Consider the following 26,890-nt stretch of genomic DNA (forward strand, 5'->3'; position numbering starts at 1 on the left):
GAACATTAGTGAAAAGTTTAGACTTATTAAAAATTGCTGTTAAAGCAGCAGACGGTAAAAGAGCAGAAGATATTGTGGCATTAAACATGGAAGGGATCAGTTTATTAGCTGATTATTTCGTGATGATGACTGGTTCTTCAGAACGTCAATTAGACGCCATTGTGGACGCTATTGAAGATGCTGAAGAAGAAGCTGGTTTGATGGTTAAGAAAATTGAAGGTAAAAAAGGTTCACGTTGGATCTTAATGGATTTTGGCGACCTTGTCATCAACGTCTTCATGCCAGAAGAACGTGCATTATACAACCTTGAAAAACTATGGGATGAAGCACCAATGGTTGATGTTTCAGAATGGTTAACAGAAGAATGATTTACCAAAGTTTCGCAACGGTCTATGATCGCTTAATGGATCATGAATTATATGGCCAATGGCGCGATTACACATTACAAACGTTGCAAAATAAACACCGCGTTTTAGAGCTCGCTTGTGGGGCTGGTGATTTAGCCATCCTTTTAAAACAAGCAGGGTTGGACGTTGTTGGCTTGGACCTTTCAACAGAAATGTTGAGTATTGCGTCTGAAAAGGCGACTGAAGCCGGCGTTAGTTTTCCATTATTGCAAGGCGACATGTTAGACCTTAGCGAAGTGGGCACATTTGATGCGATTACTTGTTTTGATGATTCAATCTGCTACATGCAAGATTTGGATCAGGTCCAACAAGTCTTTAAACAGGTTTATCAACAACTGGCAGAGGGCGGTCAATTCCTATTTGATGCGCATTCACTCTATCAAATGGACGTTTTATTCCCCGGTTTCATGTATAATGACCGGACCGAAGAGACGGCCTTTATGTGGACGAGTTATGAAGGCGAAGTGCCTCATTCAGTTGAACATGATTTAACCTTCTTCGTTTGGGACGAACAACTTGGTGGGTACCAAGAATTAAACGAATTACATCATGAACGGACTTATCCAATGGCCGACTTTGTAGCGGCTTTAGAAGCTGTCGGCTTTAAGCAAATTAAAGTCAGCGCTAATTTTGGTCAAGAAGCAGTTCAAGATGACAGTGTTCGTTGGTTCTTTAGCGCAGTTAAATAGAGGTTAGTATGAGAATTACAGGAATTATTGCGGAGTACAATCCGCTACATAATGGGCATGTCTATCAACTTCAACAAGCGCGCCAGCAATCCAAAGCGGATTTAGTGATTGTCTGCATGAGCGGGAATTACGTTCAGCGCGGGCAAGCAGCCCTTTTGGATAAGTGGACGCGTGCCGAATTAGCCTTGCAAAATGGGGCGGATATGGTGGTCGAATTGCCGTTTGTGAGTGCGGTGCAACCAGCAGATCGTTTTGCGACTGGGGCAGTACAACTGCTAGCGGCGCTTGGCTGTCAGACGATTGCCTTTGGCAGTGAGCAACCGGCATTTGATTATCAACAAGCGGGGCAGCAGATTATCGATTTACCTGAGCAATCTGCTGCTTTTGTTGACTATCAAAAAACGTACGCAACGCAGCTTAACGAGTTCTATCAAGAACAGTTGTCCTTGCAGATTGATCAACCAAACCATCTACTAGGGATTAGTTACGCAGTCGCTAATGCACGTCTAGCGCAGCCGTTAAACTTATTGGCTATCAAGCGGGAGCAAGCACAACATGGTGACCAAACCATTTCAAAAGCACCGTATGCAAGTGCGAGTGCGATTCGCAAGATTGTGACGCAAGATACCGATTTAGCGACCTTACAACACGTTGTCCCAGCAGAAACCCTAGCAGCCTTAGCGGATAGTACGATTCTTACAGAAGACCAGCTATGGCCACTCTTAAAATACCGCATCGAGAGTTTGTCGCTGGCACAATTACGGCAGGTCTACCAGATGTCAGAAGGTTTGGAATACCGTTTTAAAAAGGTAATTCATAAAGCCAATAGTTATAACGACTTATTACAAGCCTTAAAAACAAAACGATACACGTATGCCCGGCTCCAACGGGTTTGTCTATATGTTTTATTAAATATTCAACCAGCGGATATACAACAGGGACTTGCACGGCCTTATATTCGCTTGTTGGGCTTTAATGACATTGGTCAGCAACACTTACACCAGTTGAAGAAGACGACTGATTTACCAATTATCAGTAAGGTTTCCGCTAAAATGGGAGCCGAGACTGGTTTATTGGGTTTGGAAGTCCGCGTCGATCGTTTGCGTGAACAATTTGGCTGGCAGTCGCAAAATTTTGCCAGACAACCGATTTTTTATCATGGAAAGGATGAAGCGCATTGTTAAAATGGTCAGTACAAGCATTACAAAAGCATCGTGAACATCCGCTTGCTTTTGAAGAAACAGTTGATTTAGAAAAACAACTCCACGAAAGAGAAAATGATGTTTTGGCAGCAACGCCGTTTGTCATCAGCGGTCAATTAACCGTTGATCGACGGGCCATCATCGCTGACTTACACGTGGTCGGAGAACTAACCGTTCCATCAACACGGAGTTTGAATCCGGTGGCACTCCCACTTGATTTTACGTTCACTGAAATTTATGTTGATCCAACGGACGAAGAATTATCATGTTTCCCTGATGAGGACATGTTATTCCCATTAGAAGGTGAAATGTTAGACATGCAAGTGGCTGTTGAAGATCACATCTTGTTACACATTCCGAGTCATATTTTGACACCGGAAGAAGAAAATGAAGACGTGATGCCAACGGGCCAAGCTTGGTCAGTTATCTCTGAAGAAGAATACGCAAAGCAACAAGCAGAAGAAGCAGAAGCGCCTAATCCAGAATTAGCTAAGCTCAAAGCATTGTTGGAAGCACAAGAAAACGACGCCGATTAAGATGGGCGTCTTTTTTTGCACTAATTTATAAAATGGACCGGCCCAAATGGGTTAAAATGCTTTTCTTTAGTGAACAATTCTGCTAACATAATCAGAGTAAGTGTATTAAGCAATTTGAGTAGATAATACACCATTAAATTAGAACTTATTAGGAGGCCTTTTACATGAGTCAACCACAAATCGGTGTTATCGGGATGGCAGTTATGGGCAAGAACTTGGCATTGAATATTGAAAGCCGCGGTTATACAGTTGCCATTTATAACCGGACTGGTGCTAAGACAGAAGCTGTGATGCAAGATCATAGCGAAAAGAAATTAGTTGCAAGTTACACAATCGCAGATTTTGTTAAATCATTAGAAAAACCACGTCGGATTATCTTGATGGTTAAAGCTGGTGCCGGTACAGATGCCGTCATCAACGAATTGTTACCTTTATTAGATAAAGGCGACATTTTAATTGATGGTGGGAACACCTTCTTCGGCGATACAATTCGTCGGAATGCCGAATTAGATAAATCAGGTATCAACTTTATTGGTATGGGTGTTTCTGGTGGCGAATTAGGTGCCCTAGAAGGTCCTTCAATGATGCCAGGTGGTCAAAAAGAAGCTTATGACTTAGTTGCCCCTATCTTGGAACAAATGTCAGCTAAAGCTGAAGACGGCCAACCATGTGTCACATACATCGGCCCTAACGGTGCTGGTCACTATGTCAAAATGGTCCACAACGGGATTGAATATGGCGACATGGAATTAATCTCAGAAAGTTATAACTTGTTAAGAAACGTTGTTGGTTTATCTGTAGAAGAAATCGCTGATGTCTTCAAAGAATGGAACCACGGCGAATTAGACAGTTACTTGATGGAAATCACAGCTGACATTTTGACACGTAAAGACGATTTAGGCACAGACAAGCCAATCGTAGACGTTATCTTAGATGCTGCTGGTAACAAAGGAACTGGTAAGTGGAGTTCACAAAGCGCTCTTGAATTAGGTGTGCCACAATCATTGATTACAGAATCAGTCTATGCACGTTATATCTCAGCAATGAAGGACGAACGTGTTGCTGCAAGCAAGATTTTACCTGCTCCAACAGTTGCTAAGTTAACTGAAGATAAGAAAGAATTGATCGAAAAAATTCGTCAAGCACTTTACTTCAGTAAGATCATGAGTTACGCACAAGGTTTCGAACAAATGCGTGTGGCTTCAGATCAATATGACTGGTCATTAAACTACGGCGAAATCGCTAAAATTTGGCGTGCTGGCTGTATCATTCGTGCCCGTTTCTTACAAAAGATTACGGATGCCTTTGATAAGAAAGCTGACTTAAATAACTTATTATTGGATGATTACTTCTTAGATATTACTAAGAACTATCAAGGTGCTGTTCGGGATGTTGCTGCATTGGCAATCCAACAAGGTGTGCCTGCTCCTGGTTTAACAGCTGCTATCACATACTTTGATTCATATCGTTCAGAAGTATTGCCTGCTAACTTAATCCAAGCACAACGCGATTACTTTGGTGCCCATACTTACGAACGGACAGACCGTGAAGGCATCTTCCATTACACATGGTACAAAGAACAATAATTTTTAATCGAATCTAAAGAATCCAGACGAAAGCCTCATTTTCGTCTGGATTTTTTTGAGGCGTTACCAACTGCGCTATTGTGGTGCTTAAATAATTATCCGTACGTGCTTTGTGGAGAGATTTGTTAGTTATTTATGAGGAACTATGCTAAAATGAATGAGTAAGTGGCTACTACTGACGAGTTGATTCTTAGAGAATTCTTATCTACGAAGAACGTTCAGCGTGGACATTAAATTTCTTTTTTTAGGGAGTGACTAAATGAGTCGCATATTAATTATTGAAGATGAGAAAAATTTAGCCCGGTTTGTTGAGCTTGAATTAAAGCACGAAGGCTATGAGACCGAAGTACATTTCAATGGGCGTACTGGTTTAGAAGCTGCTTTAAACGAAGACTGGGATTCAATTTTATTGGATCTAATGTTACCTGAATTAAACGGGTTAGAAGTTTGCCGACGGGTTCGACAAGTTAAAAACACACCGATTATCATGATGACAGCGCGCGATTCCGTTATTGATCGGGTATCAGGGCTTGATCATGGTGCCGACGATTATATCGTTAAACCATTTGCGATTGAAGAACTTTTGGCTCGTCTACGCGCCTTGTTACGCCGGATCGATATTGAAGGCGAACATAATGCTGCCAAACAAACGACGGTGACTTATCGCGATTTAACGGTCGAGAAGGAAAACCGTATCGTTCGTCGTGGCGATGATATTATTGAATTAACGAAACGTGAATACGAATTACTATTAACCTTAATGGAAAACGTCAACGTGGTCTTAGCACGGGATGTCTTGTTAAGCAAGGTCTGGGGTTATGATTCCGATGTTGAAACGAACGTGGTCGATGTTTATATTCGTTATTTACGGAATAAAATCGATCGAACGGGCGAACAAAGCTATATTCAAACCGTTCGGGGAACTGGATATGTGATGCGCTCGTGATAACAAATGACTTAGAAACACCCAGTGAAAATAACAATAAGGGTCGTAAAATATCGTTAAAGGTGAAATGGGCAGCTGCAGTTGGGTTGGCCATTTTTATCACCTTTGCGATTTTTTCAATTGTGATTTTCAGTAGTATTTCGAACATTTTATTGCATAAGGAAGTTGATAATGTTCATGATACGGTCAGTGTCATTCAGCAACGATTGGCCCGCCCGGAAAAAGCGTTGACCGCGGACTTTGTTACGAGTCAACTCGACCCAGCGCCAAGACAATCAAAAGCAATCTATCAAGATTCCGTCTTAATGCGCTTAGCGCAACAAGATACGACGGTTAAAGTTTATGATCAAAATCGGCAAGGGTTATTTGCCTCGCGTGGTCGGGCTACGTCTTTTCCAAAGCAAGATACCGATGTGTTAAAGCGGGAGCATATCTTTGGGAAGATTCATTTGATTGGGATTCGTCCCATCAAGGCGGCCAATACGAACCGTACTATTGGATATGTTGAGGTTACCAATAACTTGCGTGATTATAATCATGCGATGCTGGAATTACGGATTGTTTTAGTGGTCGTTGTGTTATTTGCAATGTTGTTTAGTGCTGTGATTGGCTACTTATTAGCGAACCGGTTCTTGCGGCCGATTGAAGCGATGAAGCAGACAATTGAAGCGATTAACGTTGAACCGAATTCGGATGCCCGCATTCCAGAGACGGGTCGTAGCCAAGACGAACTCTCGGACTTAGTCGTGGCTTTTAACGAAATGTTAAACCGAATTCAGCATTACTTTGAACAACAAGACCAATTTGTGAGTGATGTCTCGCATGAATTACGGACACCGGTTGCGATCATTGAAGGCCACCTTCAATTGTTGAATCGGTGGGGTAAAGATGATCCGGAAGTTTTATCGGAATCTCTGGCAGCTTCACTGCAAGAAATTTTACGAATGAAGAACTTGATTCAAGAAATGTTAGATTTAACGCGTGCTGATCAGGCAGTCACACAAGGCACAACGGAAGTAACAGATGTCGGGAAAGTCGTTTTACAAAATTATCATAATTTTGAGATGCTGTATCCTGAGTTTACGTTTATTTTGGATGATGACCTGCATGGTCAAGCCTTGGTTAATATCAACCGCAATCACCTTGAGCAAATCATGATTATCCTACTAGATAATGCGATTAAATACTCAACGACTCGTAAGGAAATTCATATTGCCGTGGCCAACGATGAGCGTTATGCACAAGTCGCCGTCCAAGATTTTGGCGAAGGGATTTCGGAAGAAGATAAGAAGAAAGTCTTCCACCGTTTCTACCGGGTTGATAAGGCTCGGAGTCGGGAAAAAGGCGGTAATGGTCTAGGCTTAGCCATCGCTCAACAATTAGTTGAAGGCTACGATGGTAATGTCTCACTTGAAAGTAGTGTCGGACATGGTTCGGTCTTCCGGATTGAATTACCACTCGTTAGAGAAACAAAGACTACATCAGAAGATGATAATTAAAAAAGAGAGTGTGCCATAAGTCGGGTATGTCCTGAGGATTAACACAGAATGGCGAATGATTGCTGCAAGCAGTCGTTTGACATTCAGGGTTAACCGGAAGGATATGACTTATAGAACACGTTTATACCATTAATATTTGGATATCGAAAAAGAGGCACAGACAAAATCATTTTGTCTGTGCCTCTTTTAGTATTTCTAATTATGCTTGTGGTTTGTGTCGTTGTTTGCCTGAGTTACGTTTGCCTGTTTCAGAAGGCGTCGTTGCCTTATTGGTGTGCGTTGATTCTGGTGTCACAGGTGTTTCAGTTGCTTTAGCAGCTGCTTTTTTAGTGAACATGTCTTTTGTGACGACTGTGACGATTGGCTTTTCTTTGATTTCTTGATCAATGCGTTTCTTAACACGTGGCATGATGATGAAGGTTGTGATCATTTGTTGAATAATCATGATCATCCCGCCGGCAAGGAAGTAAAGTGCTAACCCAGCTGGTGCGAATAACGAAATGAAGAATGTAATCGCAGGACTCATGAGGACGGTTGTTTGCATTTGTTTCTTTTGTTCAGCGGGCATCCCAACAAGTGAGAGGGCGCTTTGACCAACGTAAAAGAGGGTCGCGATAATCGTGATAATGATATTGGGTTGACCTAAACCAATCCCAAAGAAGTGACTACTTGAAATTTCTGGTGAGTATTGAATGGCTTGGTACAAACCAGAGAAGATTGGTAATTGAATTAATAAAGTTAAGCAACCAAGGCTAGGCATCATACTTGAATCGTTTTCCTTATAAACCTTCATCATTAATTGGCTTAATTCGGCTTTTTCTTCAGGTGTTGTCGCAACCTTTTGTTGTGCTTGTACGATATCTAATTGTGGTTTCAAACGACGCGTTTTTTCTTGTTGCGCAGTCATTTTGTTTGATTGATTAAGCATTAATGGGAGTAAAATCATCCGCACAACGAAGGTGATGATGATGATTGCCCAGCCGTAACCATTGATTCCGCCGAAGAAATCAGCGATCCGTTCCATAATATGTTGTAATGGGACGGCGATGTATTTGTACGATGAGCCATAGATGAAGCCGGTTGGGACTTTAGGATGGCTACTCATTTTTTGTGGCATACAGCCGGATAGAAATAATGTAACGGTCATTGCTAGCATCGCAAGTGTTGCGAAGCGTTTTGAATTTTTCATAAATTTAGCCCTTTCAAGATAAGTTTCAATAAGTGTAACTATACTGTAAGGGGCTACGTTTTTCAACCGACAACTGAAAATTTATGACACGCTGACACATCTTTCAGGGGTGTTTGGATAACACGATCAACGCGACCACTGGGTGTCGGTGACGCTTTAACGGCACCAATGAATTGTTCCAAAATGGCATCGGGGCCCATTGCAATAATTTTGACAGAGCCATCGGGTTGATTGGCAACCGTGCCAGTAATCCCTAGTCGATCAGCGACCAGTTTAGTCATCCACCGGAAGCCAACCCCTTGAACGCGACCAAAAACGTCTAATTGGACTGCTTTTTGCATATTAATCACCTCCAGTCTATTGTAATCGCTTGGCGATGATTTGGCGATTAAAAAGCAAGACGAGGGTTTCATAGAATTTACAGCCCAAGTCGCGTATAATAGAAACTACTAAATAGACTGGAGCACAACATGGAATACATTCAATCGAACCAAAATACTAAGATTAAAGCGGCTAAGAAATTAACCGTCAAGAAAAACCAACGTAAAGAAAATACTTATTTATTAGAAGGCTGGCATTTAGTGCAAGAAGCTATCCAAAATAAAGCAGTGATTCGCCAAGTCTTTGCCACAGAAAAATATGTCGACGAACGCGCCTTACGTGGTTTATACGATGATACTTTTGAAATCGCACCTGAAGTGGCCCAACATCTTAGCGAAACAAAAGCGCCACAAGGGATTTTTGCCGTTGTTGAAATGTCAGAAACACCAATGCCCGAAAAATTAACGGGTCGTTACTTATTATTAGACGCCGTTCAAGATCCTGGTAATATCGGCACGATGATTCGGACAGCAGATGCTGCTGGCTTTGCCGGCGTCGTTTTAGGGAATGGTAGTGTTGATCTATACAATCCAAAATTGTTGCGTTCAATGCAAGGCAGTCACTTCCATTTACCAATCTATCAAGGCAACTTAATGGATTGGATGAAGAAATTCAATTCACAAGACGTACCAGTTTACGGGACAGAATTAAACCCAGAAGCCATCAGTTATCAAGATGTGCCTAAGGCAGCTGACATGGCTTTGATCTTAGGCAATGAAGGCAATGGTGTTGCAAAAGACGTCTTAGCTGCCACAACACAAAACCTTTATATTCCAATTCCTGGGAATGCAGAATCATTGAACGTCGCAGTTGCTGCTGGGATTTTAATGTTTAAATTAATCGAAGGCTAATTCTTAAGTTTTCTTAATGAAGCGTTTTTTTTGGAGCGAATGACTTCTTTTTTGGTCAAAAAGCTGTTATTCTTGTGGCAGAATTTGAATTTAAATCAGTCAGGAGTCTTTGAATGAACGCAACAGCTAAGTGGTATCAAGATGCAGATTATATGGCATTGATTGCCGATTTGTTAGAAAAAGAAGAAGTTCAAAAGTTAGCAAATTACACACAGCATCATCATTCAGATCGTTTAGAACATTCACTCAGTGTTTCTTATCGAAGCTACGAGATTGCCAAGAAATGGCATCTTAACGTCCGCTCAGTTGCCCGCGCAGGCTTATTACATGATTTGTTCTACTACGACTGGCGTGATACGAAGTTCGATCTTGGGACCCACGCTTATGTGCACCCACGGATTGCACTGCGAAATGCTGAGAAACTAACCGAATTGTCACCAATGGAAAAAGATATTATTGTCAAACATATGTGGGGGGCGACTGTTAGCCATCCAAAATATCGTGAGAGTTATATTGTTTCCTTGGTCGATGACTATTGTGCGGTGACTGAATTTTGTTCACCACTTTGGACGAAATTCAAACAAAAAGTGCGCCGTCAATCAGCTGCCACACAAACCAACAAATAAAAGATGCGCCAATCCTCAAGGTTGCTTTTTGCAACCTTTTTGAGTACACTTATTAATAATAAGTGTGAGGTGAGTAATGATGAGTATTGTAAAAGAAAATGCTATTTCTGACTGTCAAGAGACCTTCCAACTCTGTCCTAAATTTGAAAAAACATTCTCAATTTTAGGCAAGAAATGGAATGGTCTGATCATTGATGTATTATTAGAAGGGGGCGCACAGCGCTTCAAGCATTTGGTTCATAGTGTGCCCAAGTGCAGTGATCGCGTGTTAGTTGAACGCTTGAAGGAATTAGAACAAGCGGGAATCGTTGCTCGAATAACGAGTGCTGATTCATCGTTGATCGAATATCAACTAACTGAAAAAGGCGAATCGCTAGCACCTGTTATGGATGCCGTTCATAATTGGTCTGACCAATGGTGCGATACGAACGACTAGTTGCTTAATCATTGAATTTACGCTAAAATAAAGTTTATAGACAAAGATGAAAAAGAGTAACCTAACAACCAACTTTCAGGGAGAATAATCATAGACTGCAAGTTATTCAGTTGAGTTTAGGTGAAGTTCACTTTCAGAGTTGACCGTTGAGTCCGGTATTGCCCGTTACGCAAACTTGAGTGTATGACTAGGTCATAAACTAGGGTGGTACCGCGAAGCTTCGTCCCTTTTGAGGACGAGGCTTTTTTTGTTGGCAAAAATAAGGAGGAAATCAAATGTCATTGAAGGAACAGTTGGAACGCTTGCAACAAAAGAGTTTGCAAGATATCCAAAAAGTTGTTGATTTAGATGCATTGAATCAGATTCGAGTAGAAGTGCTCGGTAAGAAGGGGCCCATTACGGAAGTTTTACGTGGTATGCGGGACTTAAGTAATGAAGAACGGCCTAAAGTAGGGGCTTTTGCAAACGAAATTAAGGGCGATTTGGCCCAAGCGATTGAAGCGCGCAAAGCAGAATTAGAAGCTAAAAAAGAAGCCGCTCAATTAGCGCACGAAACAATTGACGTCACCTTACCAGGTCAACCCGTTAAAAAGGGCACACCGCACGTTTTAACCCAAGTGATTGATGATCTAGAAGATTTATTCATCGGGATGGGCTACCAAGTTGTTGCCGGTTTTGAAGTGGAAGATGAAAAACATAACTTTGAAATGTTAAACATGCCTGCTGATCACCCAGCTCGTGATATGCAAGATACGTTCTACATTACCAAGGATACGTTGATGCGGACCCATATGTCACCTAATGAAGCACGCGATCTTGAAAGCCATGACTTTGCTAACGGCCCAATTAAGATGATTAGCCCAGGTCGTGTTTACCGGCGTGATACAGATGACGCCACGCATTCACATCAGTTCTACCAAATGGAAGGTCAAGTGATCGATAAGAACATTACGATGGCTGACTTAAAAGGGACCCTAGAATACACAATCCACCACATTTTTGGTGAAGATCGTAATCTACGTTTCCGGCCAAGTTACTTCCCATTCACGGAACCTTCTGTTGAAGTGGATATCTCATGTTTCCGTTGTAATGGCGAAGGCTGCAGTGTCTGCAAACAAACTGGCTGGATTGAAGTTTTAGGTGCTGGGATGACGCATCCAAACGTTTTAAAAGCCGGTGGTGTTGATCCAGAAGTTTATGGTGGTTTTGCCTTTGGGCTTGGGATCGATCGTTTTGCAATGTTGAAATATGGTGTGGATGATATTCGGAACTTCTATTTAAACGATGTCCGATTCTTAAATCAATTCACACAGGAGGTTTAAGCAATGAAAGTATCTTATAACTGGTTAAAAGACTATTTAGATTTAACAACTGCGCCAGAAGCACTTGCAGAAAAAATTACCCGGACAGGGATTGAAGTCGCAGACGTTGCACAAATGAGTGCTGGCTTGAAAAAAATTGTTGTGGGACACGTTTTAAGTTGCGAACCACATCCTGATTCAGATCATTTACATGTTTGTGAAGTTGATGTTGGTGAAGAAGAACCTTTCCAAATTGTCTGTGGTGCCCCTAATGTGGCCGCTGGTCAATATGTGATTGTCGCTTTACCTAACTCACGAATCGCAGATAATGTGAAGATTAAAAAAGGCAAGATGCGTGGCGTTGTTTCAATGGGCATGATCTGTGGCCTACAAGAAATCGGTTTTGCCGATAGCGTTGTACCTAAAGAATATGTTGATGGCATCTTTGTTTTCCCAGAAGCAATTACACCTGGTACTGAAGTTTATGAAGCACTTGGGATGACTGATTACATTATCGATCTTGATTTAACAGCTAACCGGGCCGATGCACTTGGAATTCACGGTGTGGCTCATGAAGTGGCAGCGATTGAATCATTGACACCTCATTTTGAAGACGTAGCTGTTTCAGAAAGTGATGTTCAAACAAAAGATCAAGTGAGTGCTCAAGTAGTTGATGACCAATTAGCCCCAAGTTATCACTTGCGCATGTTACAAAACGTGACGGTCCAACCAAGTCCATTGTGGTTACAAACACGGCTTTGGAATGCTGGTATTCGCCCCATCAATAACCTTGTTGATGTGACGAACTACATGATGTTAACGTACGGTCAACCTTTACACGCTTTTGATGCCGATACTTTAACTGGCGATCACAAACAAATTGAAGTTCGTTTAGCTAAAACAGGTGAAAAATTAACGACTCTTGATGAAGCAGAACATGATTTAACCAATGAAGATATTGTCATCACAGATGGCAACCAACCAATCGCATTAGCTGGTGTTATGGGTGGTTTCAATTCAGAAATTACGACTAATACTAAAAACGTAATTATCGAAGCTGCTATTTTTGCCCCAACGGCTGTTCGGAAAACGGCGCAACGCCATAACTTACGTTCAGATGCCTCATCACGTTTTGAAAAAGGCGTGAATGTTGCTGATGTTCAAGTGGCTTTAGATGCCGCCGCAGTCATGATGGCTGAATTAGGCGCTGGTCAAGTGACTGCTGGGGTCGTGAGCCCAACAAACTTGGCACCACAACCTAAAGTGATTCAAATCGATTCAGCACGGGTCAACCGTGTATTAGGCACTGACATGAGTGTTCAAACGATGATTGATTTACTTGAACGTTTTGGTTTTGAAGTGGCTAACAGCGCTGACCAATTGACGGTGACAATTCCTGCCCGTCGTTGGGATATTGAAATCCAAGCAGACGTGATTGAAGAAATCGCTCGTTTATACGGTTACGATAATTTACCAAGTACATTACCAACTGGTGACATGACAACTGGTGCTTTGACAACCGAACAAAAGGCGCTTCGCCGAACACGTCATACGCTTGAAGGTGCTGGGTTAACACAAGCAATTAGCTATGCTTTGACGACTGAAGAAAAAGCGGGGCAATTTGCTTTAGCTGCCAAACAAACGGCAACCGTTCTTGATTGGCCAATGACCCAAGATCATGCTTATTTACGAATGAATCTTGTCACTGGTTTACTCGATGATGCTGCCTACAACGTCGCACGGAAACAAACAGACTTAGCATTGTACGAACAAGGCCGGGTCTTTTTACACCATGCAGGTCAAGATCGCCCAAGCGAAGTCGAATACGTTGCTGGTTTAATGAGCGGTAATCGTCAAGTGAAATCATGGCAAGAAACGGCAGCACCAGTTGATTTCTATACAATCAAAGGTGTTGTTGATACCTTGATGGCTAGCTATAACTTGCAAGAAGCAGTAGCTTACCAAGCAACAGATGCTTATCCAGAAATGCATCCGGGTCGGACTGCCGCTATTTATGTCGGTGAAACATTCATCGGAATTGTGGGTCAAATCCATCCTAAAATTGCGAAAGCCACACATTTAAAAGAAACTTATATTTTTGAATTAGACTTGGCTAAAATCTTAGAATTACAACGTCAAACAATTATTGCCAAACCAGCACCTAAGTTCCCAGAAGTGACACGGGATATTGCCTTACAAGTGCCTGAAGCAGTTACGAATGCTGAATTGGTCAACGCAATCAAGGAAAAAGGCGGCCGTTATCTTGTTTCAGTATCATTATTCGACGTTTATGCGGGCAGTCATATCGAAGCTGGCGAGAAGTCAATGGCTTATACATTGACATATCTCAATGAAGACGCTACTTTAACAGAAGAAGAAGTTAACGCGGCCTTTGAAAAAGTTGTGGCGCACTTAGTGGCAACTTTCCAAGCGAAAGTCCGTTAATCTACGAATCTTTAATGCAATTTTTAAATAATTTGGTATAATGTTTTAAGGATTGTATTTAAAAGAGCAATTAGGAGGTCATCCTTTGAAGAATGCTGATCAAAAGGAGCCAGTTGATCAAAAAACGGCTGAAGAACGGCAATATGCTGAACGACGGGCTGAAAAAAAAGCAGCTAATAAAATTGTCTATTGGATTATTAGTATCCTGATAGCCTTAGTCATCATTATTGGTTTTATGGGGTATCGCTTTGTCCAATCATCGTTGAAACCTTATAACACAAATGCTAAACAAGAAATTACGGTTCAGATTCCTAACGGATCAACCAACAAGGAAATTGCCGCTATCTTACAAGATAAGCGACTCATTCGGAATGCATCTGTCTTTAACTATTACGTGAAGACACATAACTTTACCGATTTCCAAGCTGGTTATCACGTTTTGAAACAATCAATGAGCTTAGATAAGATTATTGCCAACCTTCAAAAAGAAGGGACGCCAACCCGTCCTCGCGATTCGAAGGGTAAGGTCTTAGTCAAAGAAGGGGTTACCCTTGAACAGATTGCAACCGCAGTCGGCAAGGAAACAAAATTCTCGAAAGCTGCCTTCATGAAGCAAGTTCAGGATAAGAAATTCTTGGCAAGCCTTGAGAAGAAATACCCACAACTCTTGTCATCAACGATGGCTAAGAAGGATGTTCGTTATCACTTAGAAGGTTATCTCTTCCCAGCAACGTATGAAGTCTATAAAGACAGCACGTTGAAAGAATTGATTACCGAAATGGTGAAAACAACTGATCAAAACTTACAACCATACTATGCAACAATGAAGAATAAGAAATTATCTGTTCAACAAACATTAACATTGGCCTCATTAGTTGAACGTGAAGGGGTAACTGCAAGCGATCGTCAAAAGATTGCTGGTGTCTTCTTTAACCGTTTAGATATTGATATGCCAATTCAATCAGATATTTCTGTTATGTACGCATTGAATACGCATAAGACACATCTCTATAATAAAGATACTAAAGTCGACTCACCTTATAACCTCTATGTTCATTCAGGTTACGGGCCAGGACCATTTAACTCGCCAAGTTTACAATCTGTAACGGCGGTCTTAAACCCAGCTGATCGTGATCAAGGTTATCTCTACTTTGTGGCTAACTTGAAGACGGGTAAGGTTTATTACTCGAAGACTTTCGAGCAACATACAGACACAACGAGCTCGATCGAAGATTAGTAATGTATCATAGAAGTCGACCTCAAGCGGGGTCGACTTCTGTCTGTCCAAAAAGAAGTTGAGAAAAAAGGAGCGTCTAATGACGAGTCAAAAAAAAGCACCCATAATTATCGGCGTAACTGGTGGTTCAGGTAGTGGCAAAACCACTGTTAGCCAGGCAATCGCACAAAAATTTGCAAACCATTCGGTGATGTTATTACCACAGGATGCGTATTATAAACATCAAGATGGTTCGTTTGAAGAACGCCAAGAAACCAACTATGATCATCCAGATGCGTTTGATACTGATTTATTGATTGAACAAGCAACCATGTTGAAAAATCATCAATCAATTGAACAACCTGTTTATGATTATAAAATCCATAACCGGACAGATGAAGTTGTCCATGTGGAACCACAAGATGTCATTATCTTGGAAGGAATCTTGGTATTAGCGGATGCCCGGTTACGTGATTTGATGGACATCAAAGTTTACGTTGATACGGATGATGATATTCGTTTATTAAGACGGATGAGTCGTGATATGGAGAGTCGGGGACGTTCATTTGATGATATTGTGATGCAATATCTCAAGACAGTTAAACCCATGTTCCACGAATTTATTGAACCAACAAAACGGTATGCAGATTTAATCGTGCCCGAAGGTGGTAACAACAGGGTGGCGATTGATCTCTTAGTAACGAAAATTCAATCTATTCTAAATATGAATGACTAATAATTAAACGAGGTGACTACAATGGCACAAAAAAAATTCCCAATGACTGCAGAAGGTAAAGAAAACCTAGCTAAAGAACTTGAAAACTTAAAAATGGTTAAACGACCAGAAGTAATCGATCGGATTAAGATTGCACGTAGTTTCGGTGATTTATCAGAGAACTCTGAATACGAATCTGCTAAAGATGAACAAAGCTCACTTGAAACACGAATCGTTGAAGTTGAAAACATGCTTCGTTTTGCGGAAGTGATTGATGTTGACAATATTGCTGTTGACGAAATTGCTGTTGGTAAAACAGTCAGCTTCACAGATGATGAAGACGGCGAAGAAGAAACTTATCAAATCGTTGGTGCTGCAGAATCTGACCCATTTAACGGTAAGATTTCAAATGACTCACCAATTGCCCAAGCATTAGTTGGCAAACACGTTGGTGACAAAGTCGTAGTTCAAACACCAGGCGGCGACATGCACGTAACCATTACGGAAGTTAAATAGAGTGCGTCATTAAGCGGGTGCAACCTGAGGATTAGCCTAATAGGGTGAATAAGCGACGATAGTCAATTATTTGACCTATGTAGCTAACCGGAAGGTTGTGCTTAATGAAAGCACGTTTCAAAAATAGCCTACTAACTAAAAGAGCCGGGACAAAGTCAATTTGTCCCGGCTCTTTTTTAGTTGAACTTTTATAGTCTGAACGTATTTTTGTCAGCAGTTATTCACCGAGCTGTGCTAATGCTCAAAAGTTAACCACTGACAACGCACTCTTTTACGTTAATCAGCCCCTAGACTGATTGGCGTTTAATGATTAAGCTTGTATAATGATTTTAAAGAGTTGAGAGGAGACCAAATTATGCCGTTTTTCTGGCGGATTTTTTTAATCGTAGAAGCAATCATTTTTGGCACCTTTATTTGGCAGATTATTACGTATCCGCCTTATTTAGTCTATATTATTATCGGGATTCTCGGATTAGTCTGGGCTAATAAACGCCGAATGGCTAATAAGCGGGGCTTTTGGACGATGTTTCTAACGATGATGAGTAGTGTGGCGGTTGCAGTGCCATTATTGATTAATTTTTCATTATGGTTGATGTTGATTGTCGCAGTTGTTTTTATGGCAATCAACCATAGTCATGCAAGTCATTTTAACAACCGTAATTTAAACAATTTATTTGAAAATGCACCATGGCGCAAAAAGAATTTCATACCGATTAATACGACTGCCCCTAAGCCAAAACAAGCGACCGTGACCCGGCATAATTGGTTTGGTCATCAGACGATTGGGACGAATATTTTTGAATGGGACGATATTAACTTTGCCGTCTTAGCCGGTGATACAATTATTGATTTGGGCAGTACGATTTTGCCTAAGGATGATAATCATATTGTTATTCGTAAAGGGTTTGGTAAAACGCGGATTTTAGTCCCAGTGGGCACCGGGATTTATTTAGACCATTCTGCGATGTTAGGAACTGTCACAATTGATGAACAACAATATCACTTGAAAAATGAGTCACTTCAGTTGTATAGTACCAATTATGATGAAGAAAGTCGCCATCTGAAAATTATCACGAATGTCGTGATTGGCGATCTTGAGGTGATTCTAGTATGAGTAAACTCGCGCGCAGTTTTGTGTTTATTAGTACCGGATTGTTGACGCTTCTGTTTTCAGTGGCGTTATTTTTTGCGTATTTCTATAGTATTCAACAAGATCAATGGTTATTGAGCCTAGCGACGGTTCGCTTTTTCTATGTACCGTTAATTGCCTATATTATTGTGGCAGCGTTAATTGTAGCGACGGTTGTGACGAGTATTTTTTATCTCGTTTTACGTCAACAGGTCTCACATACGGAGAGCCAATTGCAATATTTAGTTTCCGGACAGTACGAATCACCGGTTTTTAAACAAATAAATGCCGATAATGGTAATTTTTCGATGACAATCGAACAAACTGTTGAACAATTACGGCAAAAAATGATACGCTTACAACGAGACATTCAAAGTTATAGTGATCGGCCACCGGTGATTGCGGGTGAGACAAAAGAAGAAATTTTGGCCCAAGAGCGGCACCGTCTAGCTCGCGAGTTGCATGATTCCGTTAGTCAGCAGTTATTTGCGGCGACGATGATGTTATCGGCGTTAAGCGAAGTGGCCCAAAAACAAGCGGATAATCCGCAGCTGTTACAATCGCTAACGACGGTTGAACGGGTCTTGAACGATGCACAATCAGAGATGCGAGCATTGTTGTTACATCTACGGCCAGTGACGTTGGAAGGTAAGAGTTTACGCGATGGGATTATTCAGTTATTGAATGAATTGAAGACTAAAATTGCGGTGGAAATTACTTGGGATATTGATAATGTCACCCTACCAAGTGGGATTGAGGACAATCTGTTTAGAATCGTCCAAGAATTATTATCAAATACTTTGCGGCATGCGAAGGCTCAAGAAATTGAAGTCTATTTGAAAAAAATCGGCCAGAGCGTCTTATTGAAAGTCATGGACGATGGCCAAGGATTTGATCCAAAGGTCGCGCAAAAAGCTGGGAGTTACGGTTTAAATAACATTACAGAACGCGCCCAATCGGTGGGCGGAACGGCTAAGATTATTAGTTTGCCCAACCAAGGCACAAGCGTTGAAATTAGAGTACCACTTTTGAAGGAGCGAAATTAAAGTGATAAAAGTATTGATTGTAGATGACCACGAGATGGTTCGATTGGGGATTTCAACTTATTTAGGGGTGCAAGACGATTTAGAAGTAGTCGATCAAGCGGTTAATGGCCGTGAAGGTGTCGAAAAAGCATTGGCGCTACGGCCAGATGCGATTTTAATGGATCTCGTCATGCCAGAAATGGATGGGATTGAAGCCACTAAGACGATTCTAAAGGCTTGGCCCCAAGCCAAGATTATTATTCTAACTAGTTTTATTGATGACGAAAAAGTCTACCCAGCAATCGAAGCTGGTGCGGCAAGTTACATATTAAAAACGTCGACGGCCGAGGAAATTGCCAACACGATTCGGAAAACAACTGCTGGTCAATCGGTTTTAGAACCTGAAGTCACTAACAAGATGATGAATCGCATGACGCATCAAGCAGAAACAAAGTTATACGAAGATTTAACGAACCGTGAACGAGAAGTCCTAGGTTTGATTGCCAAGGGTCGCAGTAATCAAGAAATTGCGGATGAATTATTCATCACGCTTAAAACGGTTAAGACGCATGTTTCCAACATTTTAGCGAAGTTACAAGTTGACGATCGGACGCAGGCCGCAATTTATGCCATCAAGCATCAATTAGCGGATTAATTTAAAAATTTGGGAGGTTATGATGATGCAAATTACAGTTACAGATGCAGCAAGTCATTGGTTTCAAGAGGAACTCGCTTTAAAACCAGGAGAAGCAGTGCGCTTTTTCGGTAAGGTTTACGGTCAAACGGCTGTTCATGACGGCTTTTCATTAGGAATGGAACGGGCTGAAGTCAGTCAACCGATTGGTCAAGTTGAAAAAGACGGGATTACTTATTTCGCCAGTGATTCGGATGCTTGGTTTTTTGCTGACTATGACCTAGCAATTGATTATGACGCGCAATTAGACGAACCGAAATATGCTTTCCCCAAACATTGAGAATTGATGTTAAAAAAGACCTGAGACAAAATTATTTTTGTCCTAGGTCTTTTTTTATGCTTAGAGCAAATAAATATTATGATGACGCTGGATATGTTAAGTTGGAAGTAGACTTTATGAGAGGATGAGGACATTGTATCTAGCCATTAAGGAAATGAAGCATGCTAAATTGCGGTATTCATTAATTATTTTTACGCTTTTTTTGATTGCCTATTTAATTTATTTTTTAACGGGCTTGGCGTATGGGTTGGCCAACAATAACCGGTCAGCAATTGATCATTGGGACGCCAATCGAATCGTGATTAGTCAGTATGCGAATAAAAATTTGGCGGCTTCCGAGTTACAAACGGGATCACTGCCAACGATTAAAGGGGACCAACAAGATCGCGCCTATTTAGGCCAGATGATGGGGGTTGTTAGTGGTTCGCAAATCGAAAAACAAAATACGAGTGTTTTTGGCATTGATTTCGATGCTTTTCTAAAACCGACATTAACGAAGGGCCGCTTACCAAAAGCGACCCGCGAAGTGGCTGTCGATGATAGTCTCCAAGGGATTAAGCTCAATCAGGAGATTAAATTAAACGGGCGTTCTGAAAAATATAAGGTAGTTGGGTTAACAAACGATCACCGGTATAACACGCAACCGGTCACGTATTTGAGCTTAAAGGCTTTTCGTCAGATGCGCTATGGTCCAGCGGCTAGCGATCAGATTAATGCCGTCGTTTTAAGAGACGGCGCCTCTATTAAAAAGGACGACCAATTAACCAACCTAACGATTAAACAGTTAATCGATAATATTCCGGGCTATGGGCCACAAGTGAAAACCTTCGCGCTGATGATTGGTGCTTTATTAATTATTGTTGCCTTCATTGTGGGGATTTTTATGTATATTATCACTATTGAAAAAACGACGGTTTATGGTGTCATGCGAACCCAAGGGATATCGGGTGGTCAATTAGTGGCCAGTTTGATGTGGCAATCACTCTTCTTGGGCTTAATTGGCGTAGGTGCGGGTCTCATTGGTAATATATTAACAACCTTGGTATTACCAGTCAGTGTGCCGTATGCGAATAATAGTTTATTAATCGGTGCCTTTTCAGCGGTGCTATTGCTGATGACGGTGGTCGGCGCACTATTTTCAATTTGGCGGATTCTAAAAATTGATCCGCTAGATGCGATTGGAGGGGCTTAATATGAGTTTAATGCGCTTAGAACAGATTACTAAACGATTTGGTAGTGGTGATCAGCAGACGACCGCCCTTAAGCAAATCGATTTAACGATTGAAAAAGGGCAATTTATTGGTTTAACGGGGCCCTCTGGTTCAGGGAAAACCACCTTGCTAACGATTATGGGCAGCTTGCAAAGTCCTAGTGATGGGCAGCTCTATTTTAAGGATCAAGAAATAGGACACTTAACGGAAAAGGAACGGTCAGCTTTGCGGTTTAACGATTTTGGCTTTATCTTGCAAAGTTCAAACCTCGTTTCCTTTTTAACGGTCAGTGAACAATTTGAATTAGTTGATCGACTCCGGAAAACGCCGAGTCCGAATAAGACAGACGACCTTTTGAAGGAACTAGGGGTATTGGACCAACGCCGTCAGTATCCGGCTAGCCTATCAGGTGGGCAGCGCCAACGCGTTGCGATTGCCCGAGCACTTTATGGGCAACCAGCGTTAATTTTTGCTGATGAACCGACTGCCAGCTTGGATAGCAAACGTGCCATTCAGGTTGCTGAGCAGTTATCGGCGATTACTAAAAAAACGGGTCAGACGATTGTAATGGTTTCGCACGATGAACGCGTTTTAGCCTATACGGATCAAGTTTACATCATGCGTGATGGTCAATTGACTGATAAATGATAATCATAAACTTTGACGAATGGTTGAGTAATTCGTTACCATGAAGATATACTAATCAGTAAGGAGTGTTTTAAATGACAAATAAAGAGAAGTTAGATGGCATGAAAGATCAAGTTACTGGTAAAGTTCAAGAAACAGCCGGTAAAGTAACAGGCGACAAAGAAACAGAAGCAAAGGGTAATGCCAAGGGTATGATGGGCAAGGCCAAGGAAAAATTAGCGGAAGCTAAGGACAAAGTCGCTGAAAAGACAAATGAAGTCATCGATGATGTCAAAGAAAAAATGGATAAATAAGTCTAACTAAAAAGTGATTCTACGCATCCGTTATGGACGAGTAGAATCACTTTTTTAATGTTCAGTATTGATTTTAACGACCACGCGACCAGCTTGTTTAGTGGGGGTGCTCAGTTCAGTTGCGAGTTCTGAAAATGCGATATTACGAATTAGTGGCCAGGTTTGCGGTTTGAAGTTAGTAGCTAACAACTGCCAAATTTCTTTGCGATCCTTCCGGGGATAATTGACTGAATCGATGCCAACCAGTGTTACCCCTCGTAAAATGAAGGGGAAGACCGTTGTTGCGAGCTTAAAGCCTGCAGCGTTACCACAAGCTGCGACTAAACCATCTTGAGCCATATAAGGGAGAATGTGTGCTAAGACATCACCGCCAAGTGTGTCGACTACACCAGTATAGGATTGATGAGCCAATGGTTTGAGCGGAGCGTTTAAGAGATCATCAGTTGCAATGACATGTTTGGCACCCAGTTGGGTTAAGTAATCTGCTTGGCTGAGATCGCGAGTCGTCGCTGTGATGTTGGTGAAACCAAGTTGTGCTAACATTGTCAGTGCATAGCTGCCAACGCCACCAGTTGCACCTGTGATTAGTAGTGGCGTATCGTGATCCCGTGTAAAAGGTTGTCTAAGAATTTTAGTAAGGGCGATAGCCGCGGTGAACCCGGCCGTCCCAAGTTGCATTATTTCTTGGGGTGTTAGTTCAATTGGACATTTCAAGAGCCATTCGCTAGGGACTTTGACGTATTGTGCATAACCGCCGTCGATGCTAATGCCGGTACCATAACCTGTACACAAGACCCATTCACCAGCCTCGAAGAACGGATTGTCCGAGTTGACCACTGTGCCGACAAAATCAACGCCGGGTGTTGCGGGATAGTTTTTAAGAACGCCACTTTTAGCATTCATAGTGAGGCGGTCTTTGTAATTGATATCTGAGTAGGCAACTTTGATTAAGACGCCTTCTTTTGGTAAATCAGGTGTCAATTTTGTTACGTACTGAGCAGTAACAGTTTCGTTGTCGTGTGTTAAAACTAAAGCTTGATAAGCGACCATAATATAAAACCTCATTTCCGATAGTTTAGTTAGCTTCATTATACAACAAAACAAGGTTTGAATTGGCATACTAAGCTGGAAACGGTATAATTGAAGGGATATTTATTAACTTATCGAGCCATTATTTATAATAGTATGTAGAGGGGATTACGAAAATGCAGCAACCAATGGTGGAATTCAAAAACGTCATCAAGAAGTATGACGATAATCAAATCCTAAAGGGAATTGATATGGCACTAGAAAAAGGTAAGTTTTATACCTTATTGGGGCCCTCAGGCTGTGGTAAGACAACAATTCTGAGAATTATTGCTGGTTTTACAAACGCCTCTTCTGGGGATGTTTTATTTGAAGGAAAACGGATGAATGATTTGCCGGCTAATAAGCGTCAGGTCAATACTGTTTTTCAAGATTATGCGCTATTTCCCCATCTGAATGTTTTCGATAATGTTGCCTTTGGGTTAAATTTACGTAAAGTTAACAAAAAAGACGTTGAAAAAAAGGTGATTGAAGCACTGAAACTTGTGCGGTTGGGTGGCTATGAACACCGCGAAATTAGTGAACTATCAGGTGGGCAACAACAACGGGTGGCAATTGCCCGTGCTTTAGCCAACGAGCCTAAAGTCCTCCTATTAGACGAACCATTATCAGCGTTAGATATGAAATTAAGAAAAGCAATGCAATATGAATTACGTGATCTCCAACAACGCTTAGGGATTACCTTCTTGTTTGTGACGCATGATCAAGAAGAAGCACTTGCAATGAGTGATGAAATCTTCGTTATGAACGAGGGAAATGTCCTTCAAAGTGGGACCCCAGTTGATATTTACGATGAACCGATTAACCACTTTGTCGCAGATTTTATTGGGGAAAGCAATATATTGCCCGGGAAAATGGTTGCTGATTATCAAGTAGAAATGGTTGGTAAAGTTTTTGAATGTGCAGATGCGGGGATGAAACCTAACGAAGCCGTTGAAATTGTGTTGCGTCCAGAAGATTTGGATATCGTAGCCGTCAACCAAGGACAGTTAGTTGTCACCGTTGATACGCAATTATTCCGAGGGGATTATTATGAAATTACTGCCTACGATGACGATCATAATCGGTGGTTAATTCATTCGACTAATCCAGCTAAAGACGGCCAACAAGTTGGCTTGTTCTTCGAACCAGAAGATGTCCACGTCATGCGTTTTGGCGAATCTGAAGAAGATTTTGACGCGCGTCTTGAAAGTTATGAAGAGGAGGATTAAGGCGGCTTATGCGGAAAAAACAATTAATTTATTATTTACCATACGCGCTGTGGCTTTTGTTATTCGTGCTAGCGCCGGTCGCTTTAATCGTTTATCAGTCCTTCTTTGATATTAATAACCATGTGACGCTCCAAAATTATGTCACTTATTTTGAATCCGGCACTTATTTGAAGATGACGCTGAATTCGCTTTGGTATGCTTTTTTGATTACGTTAATCACGTTATTAATCAGTTATCCAACCGCTTATTGGCTCCATCAAACCAAGCATAAGCAATTATGGCTGTTACTCATTATTCTACCAACTTGGATTAATCTCTTGTTAAAAGCATACGCCTTTATCGGGATTTTCAGTCAAGATGGCGCCATCAATCATTTCTTAGGGTGGTTTGGCATCGGGCCACAACAGATTCTATTCACCAACTTTAGTTTCTTGGTGGTGGCGACCTATATTGAAATTCCATTTATGATTTTACCGATTTTCAATAGTTTGGAAGAATTAAATCCTTCTTTAGTGAATGCGAGTCGCGATTTAGGGGCCAGCAATTGGCAGACCTTTTCAAAAGTCGTGTTACCCTTGACGATGGCCGGTGTCAAAGCGGGCGTGCAAGCCATCTTCATCCCATCATTATCACTATTCATGTTGACGCGTTTAATCGGGGGTAACCGAGTGATTACTTTAGGGACCGCGATTGAAGAACATTTCCTAACGACGATGAATTGGGGCATGGGTTCGACAATCGGGGTTGTCTTGATTGTCGCAATGGGCCTCATCATGATGTTAACCGGTGAAAAGAAGACGAAGAAGAAGGTGACGATGAAATGAAACAAGCTAAGATTAAATGGCAACATGTTTGGTTAATTGTCGTCTTCATTTTGTTGTACGCACCGATTTTTTATCTGATTTTCTATTCTTTCAGTAGCGGCGACAATATGAACGGCTTTAAATCGTTCACTTGGCAAAATTACCAAGACTTATTTGCGGATACACGGATGATTGAAATTGTCCTAGAAACACTATTAATTGCGATTTTATCATCACTTTGTGCGACGATTATCGGGACCTTTGGCGCGTTGGGGATTTATTCCACCAAGCAACGGCGGTTAAGAAATATTATTTTATCTTTGAATAATATCTTGATGGTCTCACCCGATGTTATCATTGGGGCCAGCTTCTTGATTTTCTTCACGTTCTTGGGCCTTGGGCTAGGGTTTGGGTCAGTTTTACTGAGTCATATTGCCTTCTCAATTCCAATTGTGGTTTTGATGGTTCTGCCTAAATTAAACGAAATGCGACCTGCATTAGTTGATGCGGCGCGTGATTTAGGGGCGACTGATTGGCAAGTACTCAGCAAGGTAATTTTACCGTATATTAGTTCAGGCATTTTTGCCGGCTTTTTCATGGCTTTTACCTACTCACTTGATGATTTTGCGGTGACCTTCTTCGTTACCGGCAACGGTTTTGAAACGTTGTCCGTTGAGATTTATTCACGAGCTCGACAAGGAATTAGTTTAGAAATTAACGCGCTATCAGCCTTGATGTTTGTCTTCTCACTATTATTAGTGGGTGGCTATTACTTATTAAATCAACGCAATCAAGCACACAAAGCAAAACGGAAGCAGAAAATGGGGGCGCCAGTTAAATGAATAAATTAGGACGATTAACGTTAGCAATCCTCGTCGTCTGTGCAGCCCTTTGGTTCGGGACGGTTCAGCTACAAAAATCGCAAGGTTATACGAAAAACAATACATTAACCCTCTATAATTGGGGCGATTATATCGACCCATCATTGATTAAGAAATTTGAAAAGCAAACCGGCTATCACGTTTCGGTTGAAACTTTTGATAGTAATGAAGCGATGTACACTAAGATTAAACAAGGTGGCACGGCTTACGATTTGGCGGTTCCGAGTGAATATATGATTGAAAAAATGCGGAAGGCCAATCTTTTGAAACCAATCGATCATTCACGCTTAACCGGCTTTCAAAACATTGGCAAACCTTATTTGAATCAACCATTTGACCCGGGTAATAAATACTCGCTCCCTTATTTCTGGGGGACGTTAGGCATTATCTATAATGATCAATTAGTCGATCGGCCCTTAACGCATTGGTCCGATTTATGGCAAGCAAAATATCGCGGTAAAATTATGGTCGTCGATAGTGCGCGGGACATGATGGCGGTGGGCTTAATTGAAAACGGCCAATCTGTCAATAGTACCAACCCAGTGGCGTTAAAAGCTGCTAAAGCACGTCTTGATCAGATGGCACCCAATGTTAAGGCAATTGTTGCCGATGAAATTAAGATGTACATGGTTCAAAATGAAGCGAGCGTCGCCGTGACCTGGTCCGGTGAAGCGGCTGAAATGTTAGCCAACAATAAACATCTGCACTATGTGATTCCGGAAGAAGGGAGTAACGTTTGGTTTGATAACCTCGTGATTCCCAAGACGGCTAAACATACCAAAGCAGCTTATGCCTTTTTAAACTTCATGTTAGAACCTAAGAACGCGGCGCAAAACGCGGAATACATTGGCTATTCAACACCGAATATGCCAGCAAAAGCGCTACTACCAGCAGCAACCCGGAATAATCCAGCCTATTACCCAAGTCAAAAAGTGCTGAATAAACTACAAGTTTATAGTGATTTATCACCTGAGATGGTTGGTCTATACAACGATTTATTCCTAGAATTTAAGATGCAACATTAATTGTGAAGCTATCAGCAAACAAAAAGGCTTCATGGTATAATGGAAAAAGAAATTTTTTGAATG

The 26,890-nt window shown here is 41.4% G+C and carries 29 protein-coding genes and 1 other annotated feature; of the genes, 26 read left to right on the plus strand and 3 right to left on the minus strand.

Annotation, left to right across the window (positions count from 1 at the left end; all coding sequences use genetic code 11):
• The first annotated feature begins 8 nt into the window (after positions 1 to 8).
• The 7 genes from rsfS (at position 9) to ACPBEH_RS10560 (ending at position 6,865) form a co-directional block, all read left to right on the plus strand.
• Entirely contained in the window at positions 9 to 368 is a 360-nt protein-coding gene (rsfS, locus tag ACPBEH_RS10530; RefSeq protein ID WP_011375083.1) for a ribosome silencing factor, read from the plus strand.
• The gene (locus tag ACPBEH_RS10535) at positions 365 to 1,096 is read left to right on the plus strand and encodes a class I SAM-dependent DNA methyltransferase (RefSeq protein ID WP_424350072.1); all 732 of its coding nucleotides are present in this window, start codon (positions 365 to 367) and stop codon (positions 1,094 to 1,096) included. Before rsfS ends, ACPBEH_RS10535 begins: the two co-directional genes overlap by 4 nt.
• Positions 1,097 to 1,104: 8 nt before the next feature.
• Positions 1,105 to 2,280 carry a nucleotidyltransferase gene (locus tag ACPBEH_RS10540; RefSeq protein ID WP_424349141.1) on the plus strand — a complete coding sequence of 392 codons (1,176 nt, stop codon included), beginning with the start codon at positions 1,105 to 1,107 and terminating at the stop codon, positions 2,278 to 2,280.
• The gene (locus ACPBEH_RS10545; protein ID WP_424349142.1) at positions 2,274 to 2,834 is read left to right on the plus strand and encodes a DUF177 domain-containing protein; all 561 of its coding nucleotides are present in this window, start codon (positions 2,274 to 2,276) and stop codon (positions 2,832 to 2,834) included. Before ACPBEH_RS10540 ends, ACPBEH_RS10545 begins: the two co-directional genes overlap by 7 nt.
• 164 nt (positions 2,835 to 2,998) lie before the next feature.
• Complete coding sequence (gene gndA, locus ACPBEH_RS10550) at positions 2,999 to 4,420, plus strand: NADP-dependent phosphogluconate dehydrogenase (protein ID WP_016265442.1); 1,422 nt, start codon at positions 2,999 to 3,001, stop codon at positions 4,418 to 4,420.
• 259 nt (positions 4,421 to 4,679) lie between these two features.
• The gene (locus tag ACPBEH_RS10555; RefSeq protein WP_016265441.1) at positions 4,680 to 5,366 is read left to right on the plus strand and encodes a response regulator transcription factor; all 687 of its coding nucleotides are present in this window, start codon (positions 4,680 to 4,682) and stop codon (positions 5,364 to 5,366) included.
• A complete protein-coding gene (locus ACPBEH_RS10560; RefSeq protein ID WP_424349143.1) occupies positions 5,363 to 6,865 on the plus strand; it encodes a HAMP domain-containing sensor histidine kinase in 1,503 nt (500 codons plus the stop codon). The genes ACPBEH_RS10555 and ACPBEH_RS10560 overlap by 4 nt, the downstream gene beginning before the upstream one ends.
• 199 nt (positions 6,866 to 7,064) lie before the next feature.
• On the opposite strand, the gene yidC is transcribed toward ACPBEH_RS10560, so the two are convergent.
• The gene (gene yidC, locus ACPBEH_RS10565; RefSeq protein ID WP_424349144.1) at positions 7,065 to 8,054 is read right to left on the minus strand and encodes a membrane protein insertase YidC; all 990 of its coding nucleotides are present in this window, start codon (positions 8,052 to 8,054) and stop codon (positions 7,065 to 7,067) included.
• A gap of 62 nt (positions 8,055 to 8,116) precedes the next feature.
• Positions 8,117 to 8,395 (minus strand): acylphosphatase, encoded by a 279-nt coding sequence (locus tag ACPBEH_RS10570; RefSeq protein ID WP_424349145.1) that lies wholly within the window; start codon positions 8,393 to 8,395, stop codon positions 8,117 to 8,119.
• A gap of 129 nt (positions 8,396 to 8,524) precedes the next feature.
• On the opposite strand from ACPBEH_RS10570, the gene ACPBEH_RS10575 reads away from it, so the two are divergent.
• The 15 genes from ACPBEH_RS10575 (at position 8,525) to ACPBEH_RS10645 (ending at position 21,821) form a co-directional block, all read left to right on the plus strand.
• On the plus strand, positions 8,525 to 9,286 hold the full coding sequence (locus tag ACPBEH_RS10575; protein WP_016265437.1) for a TrmH family RNA methyltransferase: 762 nt from the start codon (positions 8,525 to 8,527) through the stop codon (positions 9,284 to 9,286).
• 113 nt (positions 9,287 to 9,399) lie between these two features.
• On the plus strand, positions 9,400 to 9,912 hold the full coding sequence (locus ACPBEH_RS10580) for an HD domain-containing protein (protein ID WP_424349146.1): 513 nt from the start codon (positions 9,400 to 9,402) through the stop codon (positions 9,910 to 9,912).
• Positions 9,913 to 9,991: 79 nt separating this feature from the next.
• Complete coding sequence (locus ACPBEH_RS10585) at positions 9,992 to 10,348, plus strand: winged helix-turn-helix transcriptional regulator (RefSeq protein ID WP_099947546.1); 357 nt, start codon at positions 9,992 to 9,994, stop codon at positions 10,346 to 10,348.
• Between the two features lie 34 nt (positions 10,349 to 10,382).
• Positions 10,383 to 10,579, plus strand: a binding site (T-box leader).
• A gap of 44 nt (positions 10,580 to 10,623) precedes the next feature.
• A complete protein-coding gene (gene pheS, locus ACPBEH_RS10590; protein ID WP_424349147.1) occupies positions 10,624 to 11,670 on the plus strand; it encodes a phenylalanine--tRNA ligase subunit alpha in 1,047 nt (348 codons plus the stop codon).
• A gap of 3 nt (positions 11,671 to 11,673) precedes the next feature.
• Positions 11,674 to 14,094, plus strand: coding sequence for a phenylalanine--tRNA ligase subunit beta (gene pheT / locus ACPBEH_RS10595; protein WP_424349148.1), 2,421 nt, complete (start codon positions 11,674 to 11,676; stop codon positions 14,092 to 14,094).
• Between the two features lie 85 nt (positions 14,095 to 14,179).
• Entirely contained in the window at positions 14,180 to 15,331 is a 1,152-nt protein-coding gene (gene mltG / locus ACPBEH_RS10600; protein ID WP_424349149.1) for an endolytic transglycosylase MltG, read from the plus strand.
• Positions 15,332 to 15,389: 58 nt separating this feature from the next.
• A complete protein-coding gene (udk, locus tag ACPBEH_RS10605) occupies positions 15,390 to 16,046 on the plus strand; it encodes a uridine kinase (protein ID WP_424349150.1) in 657 nt (218 codons plus the stop codon).
• A gap of 21 nt (positions 16,047 to 16,067) precedes the next feature.
• The gene (greA, locus tag ACPBEH_RS10610) at positions 16,068 to 16,541 is read left to right on the plus strand and encodes a transcription elongation factor GreA (RefSeq protein ID WP_011375067.1); all 474 of its coding nucleotides are present in this window, start codon (positions 16,068 to 16,070) and stop codon (positions 16,539 to 16,541) included.
• 355 nt (positions 16,542 to 16,896) lie between these two features.
• Positions 16,897 to 17,655 (plus strand): cell wall-active antibiotics response protein LiaF, encoded by a 759-nt coding sequence (gene liaF / locus ACPBEH_RS10615; RefSeq protein ID WP_424349151.1) that lies wholly within the window; start codon positions 16,897 to 16,899, stop codon positions 17,653 to 17,655.
• The gene (locus ACPBEH_RS10620) at positions 17,652 to 18,716 is read left to right on the plus strand and encodes a sensor histidine kinase (protein ID WP_016265429.1); all 1,065 of its coding nucleotides are present in this window, start codon (positions 17,652 to 17,654) and stop codon (positions 18,714 to 18,716) included. Before liaF ends, ACPBEH_RS10620 begins: the two co-directional genes overlap by 4 nt.
• 1 nt (position 18,717) lies before the next feature.
• Complete coding sequence (locus ACPBEH_RS10625) at positions 18,718 to 19,350, plus strand: response regulator (protein WP_016265428.1); 633 nt, start codon at positions 18,718 to 18,720, stop codon at positions 19,348 to 19,350.
• 25 nt (positions 19,351 to 19,375) lie between these two features.
• Positions 19,376 to 19,669 carry a HesB/YadR/YfhF family protein gene (locus ACPBEH_RS10630; protein WP_011375063.1) on the plus strand — a complete coding sequence of 98 codons (294 nt, stop codon included), beginning with the start codon at positions 19,376 to 19,378 and terminating at the stop codon, positions 19,667 to 19,669.
• Between the two features lie 124 nt (positions 19,670 to 19,793).
• A complete protein-coding gene (locus ACPBEH_RS10635) occupies positions 19,794 to 20,861 on the plus strand; it encodes an ABC transporter permease (RefSeq protein WP_424349152.1) in 1,068 nt (355 codons plus the stop codon).
• 1 nt (position 20,862) lies between these two features.
• On the plus strand, positions 20,863 to 21,528 hold the full coding sequence (locus ACPBEH_RS10640) for an ABC transporter ATP-binding protein (protein WP_424349153.1): 666 nt from the start codon (positions 20,863 to 20,865) through the stop codon (positions 21,526 to 21,528).
• A gap of 74 nt (positions 21,529 to 21,602) precedes the next feature.
• On the plus strand, positions 21,603 to 21,821 hold the full coding sequence (locus ACPBEH_RS10645; protein ID WP_016265425.1) for a CsbD family protein: 219 nt from the start codon (positions 21,603 to 21,605) through the stop codon (positions 21,819 to 21,821).
• Between the two features lie 54 nt (positions 21,822 to 21,875).
• On the opposite strand, the gene ACPBEH_RS10650 is transcribed toward ACPBEH_RS10645, so the two are convergent.
• Complete coding sequence (locus ACPBEH_RS10650) at positions 21,876 to 22,871, minus strand: YhdH/YhfP family quinone oxidoreductase (RefSeq protein WP_424349154.1); 996 nt, start codon at positions 22,869 to 22,871, stop codon at positions 21,876 to 21,878.
• 155 nt (positions 22,872 to 23,026) lie between these two features.
• Here ACPBEH_RS10650 and ACPBEH_RS10655 point away from each other — a divergent pair, with 155 nt between their 5' ends.
• From ACPBEH_RS10655 to ACPBEH_RS10670, 4 genes are read left to right on the plus strand one after another with little or no spacing between them, the layout of a single operon-like run.
• Positions 23,027 to 24,118: an ABC transporter ATP-binding protein gene (locus ACPBEH_RS10655; RefSeq protein WP_424349155.1), complete on the plus strand. Its 1,092-nt coding sequence runs from the start codon at positions 23,027 to 23,029 to the stop codon at positions 24,116 to 24,118.
• A gap of 8 nt (positions 24,119 to 24,126) precedes the next feature.
• Positions 24,127 to 24,942, plus strand: a complete 816-nt coding sequence (locus ACPBEH_RS10660) for an ABC transporter permease (protein ID WP_016265423.1) — start codon at positions 24,127 to 24,129, stop codon at positions 24,940 to 24,942.
• Positions 24,939 to 25,763, plus strand: coding sequence for an ABC transporter permease (locus ACPBEH_RS10665; protein WP_011375056.1), 825 nt, complete (start codon positions 24,939 to 24,941; stop codon positions 25,761 to 25,763). The genes ACPBEH_RS10660 and ACPBEH_RS10665 overlap by 4 nt, the downstream gene beginning before the upstream one ends.
• Positions 25,760 to 26,827 (plus strand): ABC transporter substrate-binding protein, encoded by a 1,068-nt coding sequence (locus ACPBEH_RS10670; RefSeq protein ID WP_142500999.1) that lies wholly within the window; start codon positions 25,760 to 25,762, stop codon positions 26,825 to 26,827. The genes ACPBEH_RS10665 and ACPBEH_RS10670 overlap by 4 nt, the downstream gene beginning before the upstream one ends.
• The last annotated feature ends 63 nt before the right edge of the window (positions 26,828 to 26,890 follow it).

The sequence above is a fragment of the Latilactobacillus parasakei genome (genome assembly GCF_049674265.1).
Taxonomy (GTDB): Bacteria; Bacillota; Bacilli; order Lactobacillales; family Lactobacillaceae; genus Latilactobacillus; species Latilactobacillus sakei.

Coding starts and splice junctions, on each gene's coding strand:
- ACPBEH_RS10535 (WP_424350072.1), top strand. CDS start 365: ATGATTTACCAAAGTTTCGCAACGGTCTATGATCGCTTAATGGATCAT.
- ACPBEH_RS10540 (WP_424349141.1), top strand. CDS start 1,105: ATGAGAATTACAGGAATTATTGCGGAGTACAATCCGCTACATAATGGG.
- gndA (WP_016265442.1), top strand. CDS start 2,999: ATGAGTCAACCACAAATCGGTGTTATCGGGATGGCAGTTATGGGCAAG.
- ACPBEH_RS10555 (WP_016265441.1), top strand. CDS start 4,680: ATGAGTCGCATATTAATTATTGAAGATGAGAAAAATTTAGCCCGGTTT.
- yidC (WP_424349144.1), bottom strand. CDS start 8,054: ATGAAAAATTCAAAACGCTTCGCAACACTTGCGATGCTAGCAATGACC.
- ACPBEH_RS10570 (WP_424349145.1), bottom strand. CDS start 8,395: ATGCAAAAAGCAGTCCAATTAGACGTTTTTGGTCGCGTTCAAGGGGTT.
- ACPBEH_RS10575 (WP_016265437.1), top strand. CDS start 8,525: ATGGAATACATTCAATCGAACCAAAATACTAAGATTAAAGCGGCTAAG.
- ACPBEH_RS10580 (WP_424349146.1), top strand. CDS start 9,400: ATGAACGCAACAGCTAAGTGGTATCAAGATGCAGATTATATGGCATTG.
- ACPBEH_RS10585 (WP_099947546.1), top strand. CDS start 9,992: ATGAGTATTGTAAAAGAAAATGCTATTTCTGACTGTCAAGAGACCTTC.
- pheS (WP_424349147.1), top strand. CDS start 10,624: ATGTCATTGAAGGAACAGTTGGAACGCTTGCAACAAAAGAGTTTGCAA.
- pheT (WP_424349148.1), top strand. CDS start 11,674: ATGAAAGTATCTTATAACTGGTTAAAAGACTATTTAGATTTAACAACT.
- greA (WP_011375067.1), top strand. CDS start 16,068: ATGGCACAAAAAAAATTCCCAATGACTGCAGAAGGTAAAGAAAACCTA.
- liaF (WP_424349151.1), top strand. CDS start 16,897: ATGCCGTTTTTCTGGCGGATTTTTTTAATCGTAGAAGCAATCATTTTT.
- ACPBEH_RS10620 (WP_016265429.1), top strand. CDS start 17,652: ATGAGTAAACTCGCGCGCAGTTTTGTGTTTATTAGTACCGGATTGTTG.
- ACPBEH_RS10630 (WP_011375063.1), top strand. CDS start 19,376: ATGCAAATTACAGTTACAGATGCAGCAAGTCATTGGTTTCAAGAGGAA.
- ACPBEH_RS10635 (WP_424349152.1), top strand. CDS start 19,794: ATGAGGACATTGTATCTAGCCATTAAGGAAATGAAGCATGCTAAATTG.
- ACPBEH_RS10640 (WP_424349153.1), top strand. CDS start 20,863: ATGAGTTTAATGCGCTTAGAACAGATTACTAAACGATTTGGTAGTGGT.
- ACPBEH_RS10645 (WP_016265425.1), top strand. CDS start 21,603: ATGACAAATAAAGAGAAGTTAGATGGCATGAAAGATCAAGTTACTGGT.
- ACPBEH_RS10650 (WP_424349154.1), bottom strand. CDS start 22,871: ATGGTCGCTTATCAAGCTTTAGTTTTAACACACGACAACGAAACTGTT.
- ACPBEH_RS10655 (WP_424349155.1), top strand. CDS start 23,027: ATGCAGCAACCAATGGTGGAATTCAAAAACGTCATCAAGAAGTATGAC.
- ACPBEH_RS10660 (WP_016265423.1), top strand. CDS start 24,127: ATGCGGAAAAAACAATTAATTTATTATTTACCATACGCGCTGTGGCTT.
- ACPBEH_RS10665 (WP_011375056.1), top strand. CDS start 24,939: ATGAAACAAGCTAAGATTAAATGGCAACATGTTTGGTTAATTGTCGTC.
- ACPBEH_RS10670 (WP_142500999.1), top strand. CDS start 25,760: ATGAATAAATTAGGACGATTAACGTTAGCAATCCTCGTCGTCTGTGCA.